Origin of the sequence: Garicola koreensis, assembly GCF_014195445.1 — a bacterium.
Classification (GTDB): domain Bacteria; phylum Actinomycetota; class Actinomycetes; order Actinomycetales; family Micrococcaceae; genus Nesterenkonia; species Nesterenkonia koreensis.
This window is the reverse complement of the sequence record NZ_JACIBT010000001.1, coordinates 1,072,652-1,087,219: the sequence shown is the minus strand read 5'-3', so window position 1 is coordinate 1,087,219 and position 14,568 is coordinate 1,072,652. Positions and strand designations below refer to the sequence as shown.

The 14,568-nt window shown below is 67.0% G+C and carries 11 protein-coding genes and 1 tRNA gene; 8 read left to right on the top strand and 4 right to left on the bottom strand.

The annotated features are described in order from the left end of the window. Window positions 1-10: 10 nt before the first annotated feature. On the bottom strand, window positions 11-3,871 hold the full coding sequence (gene hrpA, locus FHX47_RS05100) for an ATP-dependent RNA helicase HrpA (protein WP_183357733.1): 3,861 nt from the start codon (window positions 3,869-3,871) through the stop codon (window positions 11-13). A gap of 127 nt (window positions 3,872-3,998) precedes the next feature. On the opposite strand from hrpA, the gene FHX47_RS05095 reads away from it, so the two are divergent. Continuing rightward, window positions 3,999-4,082 (top strand) — tRNA-Leu (locus FHX47_RS05095). Between the two features lie 95 nt (window positions 4,083-4,177). Beyond that, window positions 4,178-4,825 carry a DNA-3-methyladenine glycosylase I gene (locus tag FHX47_RS05090; RefSeq protein ID WP_183357732.1) on the top strand — a complete coding sequence of 216 codons (648 nt, stop codon included), beginning with the start codon at window positions 4,178-4,180 and terminating at the stop codon, window positions 4,823-4,825. 2 nt (window positions 4,826-4,827) lie between these two features. Here the strand turns inward: FHX47_RS05090 and FHX47_RS05085 are convergent, their stop codons facing one another. Next, entirely contained in the window at window positions 4,828-5,532 is a 705-nt protein-coding gene (locus FHX47_RS05085) for a 1-acyl-sn-glycerol-3-phosphate acyltransferase (RefSeq protein ID WP_183357731.1), read from the bottom strand. Between the two features lie 73 nt (window positions 5,533-5,605). Here FHX47_RS05085 and FHX47_RS05080 point away from each other — a divergent pair, with 73 nt between their 5' ends. From FHX47_RS05080 to FHX47_RS05070, 3 genes are all read left to right on the top strand, one after another. Continuing rightward, window positions 5,606-5,971, top strand: coding sequence for a hypothetical protein (locus tag FHX47_RS05080; RefSeq protein ID WP_183357730.1), 366 nt, complete (start codon window positions 5,606-5,608; stop codon window positions 5,969-5,971). 90 nt (window positions 5,972-6,061) lie between these two features. Beyond that, window positions 6,062-7,891 carry an AMP-binding protein gene (locus FHX47_RS05075; RefSeq protein ID WP_183357729.1) on the top strand — a complete coding sequence of 610 codons (1,830 nt, stop codon included), beginning with the start codon at window positions 6,062-6,064 and terminating at the stop codon, window positions 7,889-7,891. Between the two features lie 86 nt (window positions 7,892-7,977). Then, window positions 7,978-9,378: a class II 3-deoxy-7-phosphoheptulonate synthase gene (locus FHX47_RS05070; RefSeq protein ID WP_343064319.1), complete on the top strand. Its 1,401-nt coding sequence runs from the start codon at window positions 7,978-7,980 to the stop codon at window positions 9,376-9,378. Between the two features lie 16 nt (window positions 9,379-9,394). Here the strand turns inward: FHX47_RS05070 and FHX47_RS05065 are convergent, their stop codons facing one another. Both FHX47_RS05065 and FHX47_RS05060 read right to left on the bottom strand, forming a co-directional pair. After that, entirely contained in the window at window positions 9,395-10,834 is a 1,440-nt protein-coding gene (locus tag FHX47_RS05065) for a protein kinase domain-containing protein (protein WP_183357728.1), read from the bottom strand. 36 nt (window positions 10,835-10,870) lie between these two features. Then, complete coding sequence (locus FHX47_RS05060) at window positions 10,871-11,953, bottom strand: polyprenyl synthetase family protein (RefSeq protein WP_183357727.1); 1,083 nt, start codon at window positions 11,951-11,953, stop codon at window positions 10,871-10,873. An 18-nt stretch (window positions 11,954-11,971) separates the two neighbouring features. Between FHX47_RS05060 and dinB the strand changes: the two genes are divergently transcribed. The 3 genes from dinB to mraZ all read left to right on the top strand — a co-directional run bounded on the left by dinB (window position 11,972) and on the right by mraZ (window position 14,545). Then, the gene (gene dinB / locus FHX47_RS05055; RefSeq protein WP_183357726.1) at window positions 11,972-13,186 is read left to right on the top strand and encodes a DNA polymerase IV; all 1,215 of its coding nucleotides are present in this window, start codon (window positions 11,972-11,974) and stop codon (window positions 13,184-13,186) included. Between the two features lie 118 nt (window positions 13,187-13,304). After that, complete coding sequence (locus FHX47_RS05050) at window positions 13,305-13,715, top strand: DUF3040 domain-containing protein (RefSeq protein WP_183357725.1); 411 nt, start codon at window positions 13,305-13,307, stop codon at window positions 13,713-13,715. A gap of 398 nt (window positions 13,716-14,113) precedes the next feature. Continuing rightward, the gene (gene mraZ / locus FHX47_RS05045) at window positions 14,114-14,545 is read left to right on the top strand and encodes a division/cell wall cluster transcriptional repressor MraZ (protein ID WP_183357724.1); all 432 of its coding nucleotides are present in this window, start codon (window positions 14,114-14,116) and stop codon (window positions 14,543-14,545) included. The last annotated feature ends 23 nt before the right edge of the window (window positions 14,546-14,568 follow it).

Genomic DNA, 14,568 nt, shown 5'->3' with positions numbered 1-14,568 from the left:
CGCCGGAGCCTCAGGCCTGTTTGATGGCCCGACGCACCCGCTTGGCGCTGACCGTCTGGGCGGTGCCCAGCTGTTGGGCGAAGAGGCTGATGCGCAGCTCCTCGATCATCCACCGCACCTCCGCCAGCCCGGCCGGGAGCCGCCGCTGCTGCGGGATGGCCTCCACGGCGTCGTCGTACTCATCCTCCAACTGCTGGACCTGCTGCATATCGGTGGTGTCCTTGGCCAGCGACCCTCCGGCCTCCAGCCGGTCCAGCCGGGTGAGCATGCCCTGCAGATAGCGCGGCAGCCGCCGCATCGCAGAGTACCCGGTGGCGGTGACGAAGCCGGGATGGACCAGCTGGTCGATCTGGGCCTGCATATCGGAGACCGCCGGGCGCAGCGCCGCGGACTTCACCGCGGCCAGTCGTGCCCGCACCTGCGTGTTCAGCGTGAGCACCTGGGCCAGCGAATCGGTCAGCTGCAGAGTCGTGTCGATCTGCTCAGCACGGGCATGCCGCGCGATCGACTCAAACTGGTCAGCGCTGAAGGGCAGCTCCTGCGGCACCAGGTGGTCCAGCACCGCAGTGGTGGCCTCAGCCACCAACGCGTCGACCTCGCCGAACTGGCCAAAAGCCATCCGTTCACGGTTGCTCAGGTGCTCGACCACATAGCGCTGCGGCGAGGGCAGCACAAGACGCAGCAGCTCCACCACTCCGGCCCGGTGGGTGTGCGCCTGGGTCTGCGGGGACTCGGCCACGGTGACGGACACGCCGTCTCCATCGGCGGTGAGGGCCGGGTAGCCGGTCACGCTGCGTCCGGAGACCTCCGTGACAAGGCGCCGGGGGATCTCGCCGAAGGTCCACGAGGTCTGGCTGCGCTGCTGCGGCACTGCAGCAGCTGCCGGGCCCGGTGTCGGGGAGGAAGCCGTGGAGGGGGACGCCGGCCCTGTGCGCGACTCTGTGCCCGACTCTGTGCCGGACTCGGCGGTCACCGAGCGGCTGATCGCCTGCTGGTTCTGCTGGGCGAAGCGCAGCTGCAGTTCGCTGAGATCGGCGCTGGTGTCCAGCACACGGCCGCGCTCGCTGACCACGGCGAAGGTGAAGCGCAGGTGCTCCGGCAGTGCCGCCACGTCCAGATCCTCGGGGTCCACAACGACGCCGCGCAGCCGTCTCAGCACTGTGGCCAGGCCGCTGCGGAACGGGTCGACCCCCACCTGGTGCTCCGCCTCCAGTGCCTGACGCGCCTGGGCGGCCACATCGGGGGCGGGCACGAAGTTCTTCCGCAGCGGTTTGGGCATCGAACGGATCAGGGCGGTGATCATTTCGGTGCGACGGCCGGGGATGAACCACTCGAACCGGTGGGCCACCAGCTGATTGAGGAAGATCACGGGCACCCGCACCGTCACCCCCGCCTCATAGGCATAGGTCAGCTGCAGGTCCAGACCCTCGTGCTCGATGGTGGAGGGGAAGGCATCGAGGTCCACCTGCTCCGACTCAGGGGCCATCGCCACCGATTCAGGCAGGTCCAGCAGCTCCGGGGTGTCGTGGCGCTGCTTCTTCCACCAGGCGTCGAAGGCGCGCTGGCCGGTGATGGTCTGCGGAATCCGTTCGGCGAAGAAGTCCAGCAGCTGGTGATCGGCGGCGCGCAGGTCATGGCGCCGAGTCCGTTCCTCCAGCTCGTCGATCTCTGCGAATCGCTCCCGGTTGCGCTTGTCGAAGTGGTGGCGGGTGCTCCAGTCCCCGTCGATCAGCGCCCGGCGGATGAACTCCTCCCGGGCGAAGGCAGGATCCACCTTCGCGTAGAGCACCCGGCGGTCGGCGACGATGGGCACTCCGAACAGGGTGACCCGTTCGGTGGCGAGCACCGCGCCCTGTTTGGCGGACCACCAGGGGTCCGAATAGCTGCGCTTGAGCAGATGCCCGCCCAGCTCTTCGGCCCAGGCCGGGTCGATGCGCGCCGCTGTGCGGGCCCAGAGCCGGGAGGTCTCCACCAGCTCAGCAGCCATCACCAGGTCGGGGTTCTTCTTGAACAGTCCGGAGCCGGGGAAGATGTGGAACCGGGTGCCCCGGGCGCCCTGATAGTCGCGGGTGCGCGGCTGGAACTGTCCGATGTTGCTCAGCAGTCCGGCCAGCAGGGACTGGTGCACGGCGTCGTGCTTGCCCACATGCTCCACCGTGTCGCGCACGCGAATGCGCCGCGTGGAGAGCTTGGCCTGCTGCGCCAGGTCACCCAGCTGGGTCACCAGGTCCTGCCATTCGCGGATGCGCAGCCAGTTCAGATGCTCTCTGCGGCAGAGCTTGCGGAACTGGCTGGAGGAGAGGTCGCGCTGCTGCTGGGTGATGTAGCGCCACAGGTTCAGCAGGGCGGAGAAGTCAGAGTTCTCATCGGCGAACCGGCCGTGCAGCGCGTCGGCGGCATCGCGCTGCTCGGCGGGTCGCTCGCGGACGTCCTGGATGGACAGTGCCGCCGCCAGCACAGTGACTTCGCTCAGGCAGTCGCGCCGGGATGCCTCCACCATCATCCGGCCCAGCCGCGGGTCAACCGGCAGCTGCGCCAGACGACGTCCGATGCCGGTGATCGCCCCGGACTTCTGAAGCGCCCCCAGTTCAGCCAGCAGCCGGACGGCGTCGTTGACAGCCTTGGCGTCGGGCTTCTGCATGAACGGAAAGTCCAGCAGCTGCTGCGGATTCCGGGCCAGGCCCATAGACGACATCTGCAGCAGCACACTGGCCAGTGAGGTCCGCAGGATCTCCGGGTCGGTGAACTCCGGGCGGGACTCGAAGTCCGCTTGGCTGTAGAGCCGGATGCAGATGCCCTCGCTGGTGCGCCCGGAGCGTCCGGCTCGCTGGTTGGCGCTGGCCTGAGAGATCGGCTCGATGGGCAGGCGCTGCACTTTGGTCCGGGTCGAGTAGCGCGAAATGCGGGCGGTCCCGGTGTCGATGACGTACTTGATGCCCGGCACGGTCAGCGACGTTTCAGCCACATTGGTGGCCAGCACGATCCGGCGTCGTCCCGAGGGGGTGAAGACTCTGCGCTGCTCGGCGACGGAGAGCCGGCCGAACAGCGGAAGAATCTGCGCACCCTGCAGCTTCCGATGCCGGCCCAGGGTCTCGGACAACGCGTCGGCGGCCTCGCGGATTTCGCGCTCGCCGGGGAAGAAGATCAGGATGTCGCCGTCGGGCTCATCCGCCAGCTCCAAGACGGCATCGCCCAGCGCCTCGAGCTCATCGCGCGGCTCCTGATCCTCCTGGGCCTCAGGCTCAATCAGCGGACGGTATCTGATCTCCACCGGGTAGGTGCGTCCGGAGACCTCGATGATGGGGGCGTCGGAAAAGTGTTCGCTGAAGCGCTCCGGGTCGATGGTCGCCGAGGTGACCAGCACCTTCAGGTCGGGGCGCTTGGGCAGCAGGTTCTTCAGGTACCCCAGAATGACGTCGATGTTCAGGCTGCGCTCGTGGGCCTCGTCGATGATGATCGCCGAGTACTTCCGCAGGTCCGGATCGCGCTGCAGCTCGGCCAGCAGAATCCCGTCGGTCATCAGCTTCACCGCCGTGTCCGCACCGACCTCTGCGGTGAAACGCACCTGATAGCCGATGGTCTCGCCCAGCTGGCTGTCCAGCTCCTCAGCCAGGCGCTCGGCCACAGAGCGGGCTGCGATCCGGCGCGGCTGGGTGTGGCCGATCATGCCGTGGCCGTGGGCACCCAGCTCCAGCAGCATCTTCGGCAGCTGGGTGGTCTTTCCCGAGCCGGTCTCGCCGGCGACGATGAGGACCTGATTCTCCCTCAGGGCTTCTAAGATGGTGTCCCGCTCGGCGGTGACCGGAAGCTGTTCGGGGTAGTTCAGCGCCTCAGCGGAGATGGGCTGGGCAGTGCGGGGTGGGGCAGACATATCAGCGTAAAGTCTATCGGCCCACGCGATTAGGTCATCCTGCGGGGATGGGGTTAGGATGATTCTTGCTGTTTTCAGCACCCACGGCTCAGCGGAACCGGTGCACACCGGATGAGGCGAGCCGAACGCGCGAGTGGCGGAATTGGTAGACGCGCTGGCTTCAGGTGCCAGTGCCTTCACGGGCGTGGGGGTTCAAGTCCCCCCTCGCGCACAGCAGCCCCGGGAGCTCTGCAATGAGCAGAGCACCCGGGGCTTTCTGCGTGCTCGTCAGGTGCGGGCGGCTGGGGTGCAGGTACTGTGCTGAGGATGAACATTCCCCGCGAGCAGCCGCCTGCTGAGACCCCAGCTGCTGGGAGCACAGAGCCCGACGTCGTCGTCGGTGACGACGGGCTGGCCCGGCCCGCCTGGGCCGCGGCGGATCCGATGCTGCGTGACTACTACGACACCGAGTGGGGCATGCCCATCCGTGATGAGGCGGGTATGTACGAGCGGATCAGCCTGGAAGCGTTCCAGGCCGGGCTGTCGTGGGCGACGATCCTGCGCAAGCGCGAGGCCTTCCGCGCCGCATTCGACCAGTTCGATCCCGACGCCGTGGCAGCCTACGGCGACGCCGAGGTCGAACGGCTGCTGGGTGACGCATCGATCGTGCGCAACCGGGCGAAGATTCTGGCCACCATCACCAATGCGCGGGCCACCGTGGCGCTGCGGCAGAAGGGCGGTTTGGTGGACTTTGTGTGGTCGTTTCAGCCGGCGCAGACGCCCACGCCGTCCAGCATCGCCGAGGTCCCCACGCAGTCGGCCGAGTCCCGTGCGCTGGCAGCGGCGCTGCGCGCAGAAGGGTTTGCGTTCGTGGGGCCGACCACTATGTTCGCGCTGATGGAGGCGGTCGGAGTCATCGACACCCACCTGCTTGCCGCCCACCGCCGCGGCTCCTCCGGCGTCTGGGGGCTCTGAGCTCAGCTGCCGTCAGTGTCGCGGCTCTGGGCCAGCTTGCGCTTGACGTCAGTGGCGTAGCGGTCGTGGTACTCCTGCCCGGAGAGCCGCATGATGCGCGACATGATCTCATCGGTCACCGCACGCTGGGCGAAGCGGTCCGTGGCGTTGTCGAAGTAGGAGTCGAAGGTCAGCGGCTCGCCGATGATCAGCCCCACCCGGCGCACCCGGGGGATGCTCTTGCCCACCGGTTGGACCTTATCGGTGCCGATCAGCGCCATGGGCACCACCGGCACCCGGGCCTCCAGAGCCAGTTTGGCCACCCCCAGTTTGCCGCGGTGCAGCCGGCCGTCGGGGCTGCGCGTCCCTTCCGGGTAGATGCCCAGCAGGTGCCCGTCCCGCAGAGCCTGCAGCCCGGCGTTCAGTGAGTCCGAGGAGGCCTTGCCCCCGGAGCGGTCCATCGGAATCTGCCCACTGAGGCTGAAGAACCACCGGTTGATCGTGCCGGTGACCCCCGAGCCCTGCCAATAGTCGTTCTTCGCTAAGAAACGTACCTGCCGCGGCACCACGACCGGGATGAAGATCGAGTCGGAGAATGAGAGGTGATTCGAGGCAAGAATCGCCGGCCCGTGGGTGGGAATGTTGTCCAGCCCCTTCACCCAGGGGCGGAAGGCGGTATTGACCGTTGGGGCGACGACGAACTTCTTCGCGATGCTGTAGAACGACACACCACATACTCTAAGCCGAGTGGGCGGCAAATTCTGCGATGACGTCCGCGGCAGCGCCCGGTAGTCTTAGGGTATGAGCACACGAGGCGACAACGGAAACTTCTACCGGCGCAGAACGGCCCAGCCGCAGCCGGGCCGGCCCGTTCCGAAGAACCTGGGCCAACGGGGTCCGCGCGACTACAGCGTCTCCGCGGAGGAGGACGACTTTCGCCAGCCGGACCCGAAGAACCCGGTGGCCGGGGCCAAGCCCGGCGTGGTGATCGGCGCGGCTCTGATGCTGCTGGGCATCGCCGCGCTCGTGGTGTTCCCGTTCTTGCCGGTGTCCTTCCCCGGGTGGACCACGATCGCGCTCATCGGCGTCATCGTGCTGGGGATCGCGATCCTCTTCATGCAGATGCCCTCCAAGCGCAGCAGCAGGGGTGATGGTGCACAAGTCTGAGCCCCTGATTACTGCCCAGTAGACAACAAAACCAGCGCTGATTAGTGTGAACCTCACCACCACGCCGACGACCGAGGAGGAGATGGACCTGTGAACGAATACGCAGTGCCCGCCGCCGTCAACGTTGAGCCTGAGCTCAACTCCACTGATCTGCTGGAGAAGCAGGTCGCCGAGGCGCCGGACAACGCACTCTTCGGCCGCCAGCTGAGCCCAGGCACCTGGACTGATGTCTCCGCCTCCGAGTTCCGCGAGGACGTGGCGGCGCTGGCCAAAGGCATGATCGCCAAGGGCGTCGAGGTCGGCGACCGGGTCTCCATCATGGCCGCCACCCGGTATGAGTGGACGCTGCTGGACTTTGCCATCTGGTACGCCGGAGCGATCACTGTGCCGATCTACGAAACGTCCTCACCCTCCCAGATCGCCTGGATCATCGAAGACTCCCAGGTGAAGGTGGTCTTCGCCGAGAAGGAGTCGCACGTCAAAGCGGTGGACCGGGCCGTGGCCCAGGAGAAGCTCGACGTCGTCGAACAGCTGCTGCAGATCGAAGGCGAGGACCTCGACCAGCTGCGGGCCGAGGGAGCCGAGGTCGACGACGCCGCCCTGGAGCAGCGCCGCAGCCACGCCCAGCTGAAGGACGTGGCCACCATCATCTACACCTCCGGCACCACCGGCCGCCCCAAGGGCTGCGAGCTGACCCACAGCAACTTTGTGGAGCTGAGCCTCAACGCGATTGCTTCACTGAAGTCGGTCGTTCACCGGGATGCCTCCACGGTGCTGTTCATCCCGCTGGCCCACGTCTTCGCCCGGTTCATCTCGGTGGTCAGCGTGGCAGCCGGCGCCAAGGTCGGCCACACCTCAGACATCAAGGACCTGGTGGACGATCTGGGCACCTTCAGGCCCAGCTTCCTATTGGCCGTTCCGCGGGTCTTCGAAAAGATCTACAACGCGGCAATGATGAAGGCCGAAGGCGACGGCAAGGGCGGTATTTTCCAGAAGGCGGCCGACACCGCCGTGGCCTGGTCCAAGGCCCAGCAGGCCGGAAGGGTTCCCTTCAGCCTGCGGCTTAAGCATGCGGTGTTCGACAAGCTGGTCTACTCCAAGCTGCGGGCGCGGATGGGCGGCAACGTCACCCACGCCGTCTCCGGAGGCTCGGCCCTGGGAGCTCATCTGGGCCACTTCTTCAACGGCATCGGGGTGCTGGTCATGGAAGGCTACGGCCTCACCGAGACCACAGCTCCGCTGACCGTCAACACCCCTGACAATGCGAAGATCGGGGCTGTGGGCCGGCCGCTTCCGGGCAACGCGGTGAAGATCGCCGAGAACGGTGAGATCCTCGGCAAAGGCGTCTGCGTCTTCGACGGCTACCGCAACCGGCCGGACCTGACCGAGCAGGACTTCACCGAGGACGGTTGGTACCGCACCGGCGACGTCGGCTCCTTGGACGACGAGGGCTTCCTCACCATCACCGGGCGCAAGAAGGAGATCCTGGTCACCGCCGCCGGCAAGAACGTGGTCCCCGGGCTGCTGGAGGATCAGATCCGCTCCGATGCGATCGTCTCCCAGGTGGTCGTGGTCGGCGACGGCAAACCCTTCGTGGCCGCCCTGGTCACCCTGGACCCTGAGACGCTGCCGGTGTGGTTGGGGCGCAAGGGCATCGCCGCGGACACGCCGATGAAGGAGCTGGTCGAGCATCCGGAGATCATCAGCCACATCCAGTCGGTGATCGACACGGCCAATGAGTCAGTCTCGCGCGCTGAGTCGATCCGTGAGTTCCGCCTGCTGGAGGAGGACTTCACCATCGACTCCGGTCACCTGACTCAGTCGCTGAAGATCCGCCGGGCTGATGTGATGAAGGACTACGGCGAGGTCGTCGAGCAGCTCTACGCTGATGCTGCCCAGGCTCGCGCCGACCAGTCCTGAGGGACCCGAATTCCTCTCATGATGTGGAACCTCTGTCCCCTTATTAGGTGACCGGTCAGCCTCAGCTTTAGGCTGTGGGGGTGACTATCGCAGATGAGAACCGCCTCGAGACCCCGCTGACAGCACCCGGAGAGATCCTGCAGACCGGTGCCGCAGACTATCCGGGGCTCGACGCGTGGCGGCAGCTGCCCCTGAAGCAGCAGCCGGACTGGCACGGTCACCCAGACTTCGACGACGCCTATGAGGAGCTCTCCTCCAACCCGCCGCTGGTCTTCGCCGGCGAGGTGGACAAGCTCAAGGACCGCCTGGCCAGCGTGGCCAAGGGCGAAGCCTTCCTGCTGCAGGGCGGCGACTGCGCCGAAACCTTCGACGGGGTCACCGCCGATAAGATCAGCGCCCGGGTCAAGACGATCCTGCAGATGGCCGTGGTGCTCACCTACGGCGCCTCGCTGCCGGTGGTGAAGATGGGGCGGATGGCCGGCCAGTACGCCAAGCCGCGCAGCTCCGATATGGAGACCCGCGGGGACGTGACCCTGCCCAGCTTCCGCGGTGAGATCGTCAACGGGTTCGACTTCACCGAGCAGTCGCGCATCCCCGACCCCAAGCGCATGGTGACCGCCTACCACAAGTCAGCCTCGACGCTGAACCTGGTGCGCGCCTTCACCGAGGGCGGCTTCGCAGACCTGCGGGCCGTCCAGCAGTGGAACAAGGGCTTCATGGAGAACCCGGCACATGCCAGGTACGAACAGATCGCCGGAGAGATCGACCGTGCCGTGCGATTCATGGATGCCTGCGGAGTGGAGTTCGACGGGCTGAAGCGCACCGAGTTCTACGCCGCTCACGAGGCGCTTCTGCTGGACTACGAACGGGCCCTGACCCGCATCGATTCGCGCACCGGCGAGCCCTACGTCACCAGCGGGCACTTCGTGTGGGTCGGCGAGCGCACCCGAGACCTCGACGGTGCCCACGTGGACTACCTCAGCCGCGTCCGCAACCCCCTGGGGGTCAAGCTGGGCCCCAATACGTCCCCGGAGACGGTGCTGGAGCTGATCGAGAAGCTGGATCCGGCGCGTGAGCCTGGCCGGCTGACCTTCATCACCCGCATGGGGGCGGCGAACATCCGCGAGAAGCTGCCTCCTCTGGTAGAAGCTGTTCGCGATTCAGGTGCCGAAGTCGTGTGGGTCACCGACCCGATGCACGGCAACACCATCACCGCGAAGAACGGCTATAAGACCCGACGCTTCGACGACGTCATGGATGAAGTCCGCGGGTTCTTCGAAGTCCACCGTGCTGCCGGCACCTACCCGGGCGGCCTGCACGTGGAGATGACCGGCGACGACGTCGCAGAGTGCCTGGGCGGCTCCGATGTGATTGACGAGTCCGCCTTCGACGCCCGCTACGAGTCCCTGGTCGATCCGCGGCTGAACCACAAGCAGTCCCTGGAGATGGCGTTCCTGGTCGCCGAGGCGCTGACTCAGGTGAAGTAGCCGCAGCGAGCCGGCGCTACGGGGTGCTTCCGCCCAACGGCGGGATGATGGAGTTGCTGATGCCCAGCTGATAGGCGACCAGCATCACCACGGCCACGGTGATCATGGCCACTGCCACCGCGATTCCCCGCCGTGCCGGGGTGGGGCTGCGCAGCTCTTCTATGGGGCGCTGACGCTTCTTCCGGTCGGCCCCCGGGTCGTAGCTGCGCCGGGCCGGGGCAGCGGCCGGCTGAGACGCCGTCTGCGCATCCTCGACGCTCAGTCTGCTCGGCAGCGGCACTTCGGCCACCGTCTGCCGGTCCTCCTCGGCCAGGGAGGCCCACCGCTGCGCCGATGCGTCGGCTCCCGCCTGCTGCGGCGGGGGAGGGGGAGAGCTTGCAGCCTGATGCAGGGCAGCGGTGGCGGCCTCCTGAGGCGGGCCGTCGTCGGCGGTGGGGAAGTCCTCACCCAGGGCGAGGGTCGCATCCTCATCCGTTGCGGCAGGCTCAACAGCCTGGTCGGCCTCTGCCTCCGTCGGCGCCTCGGGCATCACCGACGTGGCTGTGGCGGCGGTGCTGTGCTCGGTCTCCGACTGCTGGTGCCGCCGGTGCTTCGCCGCCGCACCGTCGAAGTCCAGCTCCTCCTCGGTGAGCTGTGCCCGCACCTCGCTGAGCATCTCCAGCAGCGCATCGGCGTTCTTTGGACGGTCGTCGGGGTCGATCCGCGTGGCCTCGCGCACCAGCTCATCCAGCGCCGGGGCCAGCCCGGGCACATACGACGAGGGACTGGGCACCGTGGAGTTCACATGCTGGAAGGCGACCCGCACCGGGGAGTCTCCGGTGTAGGGCTGCACGCCGGTGAGCATTTCGTAGAGCAGGATGCCCACGGCGTAGATGTCGGCGCGCTCGTCCGCGCCTTCGCCGGAGAGCAGCTCAGGGGAGATGTAGGCGACCGTCCCCATCAGAGTGGAGGTCCCCGAATGGTGGGTGGCCGCCCGGGCCAGTCCGAAGTCGGCCAGTTTGATCCGGCCCTCCGGGGAGACCAGCACATTCTCCGGTTTGATGTCGCGGTGCACCAAGCCGGCGCGGTGGGCTGCGCTGAGACCGGAGAGCACGGCGTGGGCATAGGCCAGCGTGAGCCGCGGCGTCATCGGGCCACGCTTCAGCAGCGTGCGCAGCGTGGCCCCGGGCACGTACTCCATGACCATATAGGCGGTCTCACGGGTCTGACCCTGGTCGAGCACCTGCACCACGTTCGGGTGGGCGATGAGCGCGGAGTTCCGGGCCTCCTGCTCGAAGCGCTGAACCACCTTGCGATCCTCGGCCATATGCGGGAACAGCACTTTGATGGCCACATCACGGTGCAGGCGCTGGTCACGCGCCAAGTACACCGTGGACATGCCGCCGCGGGCGACACGCTTGTCAATGGCGTAGCGCTGATCGATCGTGGAGCCGATCCAGCTTTCCGGGGTGCTCATAGTCTCCAGGGTATCGAAGGCTGCAGCTTGCCACCCTCAGGACGTGCGAGCCACCAGGCGCTGCCGCACCTCAGCGAAGTCTTCCAGCACCGGCTGACCCACTCCGAGCTGGCGCAGGGGACCTTCAGCGTCCACACTGGCGCGGACCAGGGCGTCGATCTCGGCCTCGACGGCGGCGACCGCCCCGCAGGAGAGCAGAATCTCGCGGGCGGCGTCGACGTCGTCCTCGCTGAGGTCCTCACGGCCCAGCATGGAGGCCAGCTTCTCCGAGGCGGGACTGGGGGAGCGGAAGAGGCCGTAGGTGACCAGTTCGGTGCGCTTGCCCTCGCGCAGATCGTCGCCGACCGGCTTGCCGGTGATCTGCGGGTCGCCGAAGACGCCTAGGAGGTCATCTCGCAGCTGGAAGGCCACTCCCACCGGCAGTGCGGCCCGGGCCAGGGCCTGCTGCAGATCCGGGTGCCCGCCGGTGAGCGAACATCCCAGTGCCACCGGATACTGCGTGGAGTACTTGGCCGACTTATAGGTCAGCACTGCCCTGGCGCGGGCGACGGCCGTCGCCTCATCGGCCGGGGCTGCGGCGACTTCGGAGAGGACGTCGAGGTACTGGCCGGTGATGACTTCAGTGTGCATCGTCCGGAACGTCTCACGGCCGCTGCGGCTGGGAGCTGCGGCGGCCTGCTCAGCCTGATCGAAGGCCTCTGCCGCCCAGGACAGGGCCAGATCGCCGGTCAGGATGGCGCCGGCCGTGCCGAAGTGCTCGGCGTCGCCGGCGAAGCTGTGCTGCGTGTGCAGCGAGGCAAACCGGCGGTGGGTGCTGGGCTGGCCGCGTCGCGTCGCGGAGCGGTCGATGACGTCGTCGTGGATCAGCGCCGCTGCCTGGAAGAGCTCCAGGGCCACCCCCAAATGCTCCACGGCAGCCTCCTCGTCGGCGGCACCGGAGGCTCGCCAGCCGATCCGGGCCAGCACGGGCCGCAGCTTCTTGCCCCCAGCGGTCAGCGCAGTCAGGGAGCTCACCAGCTCATCCGCCTCCGCGGAGACCGCACGGACCTGATCCCGCTTGGCCTCCAGGAACGCCGCACAGCGGTCATTGACGCGTTGTACAAAGTCCTGTCCGCTCACGGGCCTATCCTAGACGGTATGGCCAGGGCTCCCATCATCGCGCACGCGGATATGGATGCCTTCTATGTGGAGGCTGAGCTGCTGGACAAGCCCCAGCTGCATGGGCAGAAGGTCATTGTCGCCGGTGAGGGACGCTCTGTGGTGCTCTCCGCCTCCTACCCAGCACGAGCAGACGGAGTGCATTCGGCCATGCCGCTGAGCCGGGCGATGAGGCTCAGCCCCGACTCCACCGTGCTGCCGCCGCAGATGAGCCGCTACCGAGAGCTCTCTGCGGGCATCATGGCGTACTTTGACACGCTCACTGAGCGTAAGGAGCAGCTCAGCGTGGACGAGGCCTTCCTCGACCTCACCGGGGCCGTGCGCCGCCTGGGCACCGCCGCACAGATGGCGGCGATGATTCGCCGCGACATCCGTGCACAGTTCAGCCTGCCGGTCAGCGTGGGCATCGCAGACCGCAAGTTCATCGCCAAGATCGCCTCCACGCATGCCAAGCCCGACGGGATGTTCCTGGTGCCCCCGGAGGAGCGGCTGCGCTTTCTGCACAGCCTGCCGGTCACCGCGCTGTGGGGGGTGGGCGGAAAGACCGCCGAGGCGCTGCACCGGATGGGGCTGCGCACAGTGGACCAGCTGGCGGCCACACCGCGAGAAACGCTGCGCCGACGCTTCGGGGTCAGCGGTGAGCATCTGCACGACCTTGCCTGGGGCCACGACCCGCGGCAGGTGGAGCCGGTGCGCGCGGAGAAGAGCATCGGGGCGGAGGACACCTTCGCCGTCGACATCAGCTCCACGCAGCAGCTCAGCACCGAACTGCTGCGGCTCAGCCACCGGGTGGCCGCCCGGCTGCGTGCGGCCGGACTGGGCGCATCAGGGGTGAGCCTCAAGCTGCGCTGGAGCGACTTCAGCACGCTGAGCCGGTCGGCGACTCTGGCCCATCCCACCCAGTCCGGCTCCCAGCTGCATCAGCACGCCGCCGCTCTGCTGCACGCGCTGGGGGAGCGGCCCCAGGCGGTGCGGCTGATCGGGGTTCGGGCTGAGCGGCTGAGCACCGACGACGGTGCGCTGCAGCTGAGCCTCACCGATGCGGGCGAGGACGCCCACCAGGAGGAACGGCTGGCCGCTGAGCGGGCACTGGACGCGGTGGCGGGGCGCTTCCCCACGGTCTCGGCAGGGCCCGCGTCACTGCTGAAACGCCCTCCGGCATCCCCGGAGGGCTCTGCCGGGGCCGATGGCTGAGAGCGAAATTATGACAACTTCGTCACAGCTGATCACGCTGACTATGCCATATGAGAGCTCACCAGATAGACTGTTAACCCAGAGAAGACCACGTTGACCAGTACCGAGGAGCGTCACGATGCCACTGTCGGAGCGCGAGCAGCGCATGCTCAAGGAACTTGAGGATCAGCTCCAGTCGGAGGATCCCGGTTTCGCCAGTTCCTTGCGGGAAGCTCCTGTGGGCAAATTCAACGTCCGCAACCTCGTGCTTGGGCTGCTGGTCGTCGTCGTGGGAATCGGCGTCCTGGTCTTCGGAATCTATCAGCAGTGGATCCCAGTCGGCATTGTGGGCTTCCTGGTCATGGGCCTGGGCGTCTACTTCGCCACCACCGGCGGTGCCGGTGACTCCACCGGCGGGGGAGGCCCCGGCAACGGCGGCTCCGGAGGATCCGGAGGCTCCGGGCCCCGATCCTCAGCACCCAGCCCCTCCGGAGGCTCCTTCATGTCCAGCATGGAGGAGAAGTGGGAGCAGCGCCGCCAGCAGCCCTGAGCCAGACGGCACCCGCACGCTGCGTCGAACAGCTGAGTCCTTCGACCAGCTGAGAACCTGAACCCCCGCTTCGGCGGGGGTTTTTTGTGCCCTCCACTCTGCTCCCGGCAGCGCAGAACCGGACCACCAGCGCCCCACAGCACCGCTCAACGGCGCTGAAACGCGGCGATCTGTTCGCCTTCTCCATTTTCTCCTCCACTGCGCCCCCACCTGCCTCCACCGGAACTGAGTCCTAAAAACTCCAGGTCAGCGGCGGTTCGGTGGATACGTTCGCGTCCTGAAACTGATTCAGTGGAGACCTGCGACCATTTCTGATTGGAAAGTGGGGGGAAGTGGAGTAAAGTGGAGCGCGATGGGAGACCAGCGGTCCTGATCGGCCAAACGGGAGGTGATGTGCCGTGTTCCTCGGCACGTACACGCCTCGGTTGGACGATAAGGGGCGCCTGATCCTTCCTGCGAAGTACCGGGACGAGCTCTCTGCGGGGCTGGTCCTCACTCGTGGGCAGGAACGCTGCATCTACGTGTTCAGCACTGATCAGTTCGCGGCAGTGCATGAGCAGATGCGTCAGGCTCCGCTGACCTCCCGTCAGGCACGTGACTACATCCGCGTGTTCCTCTCCGGGGCCTCCGATGAGACCCCGGATAAGCAGGGCAGGATCACCATCCCGCCCACCCTGCGGGAATACGCCGGTCTGGACCGTGAGATCACCGTGATCGGTGCGGGCGACCGCGCTGAGATCTGGGACTCCACAGCCTGGAACGCGTACCTGGAGGAGAAGGAGTCGGAGTTCTCGTCCACCGATGAGGAAGCCATTCCCGGTCTCTTCTAGGCCACGAGTCTTAACTGCATAGG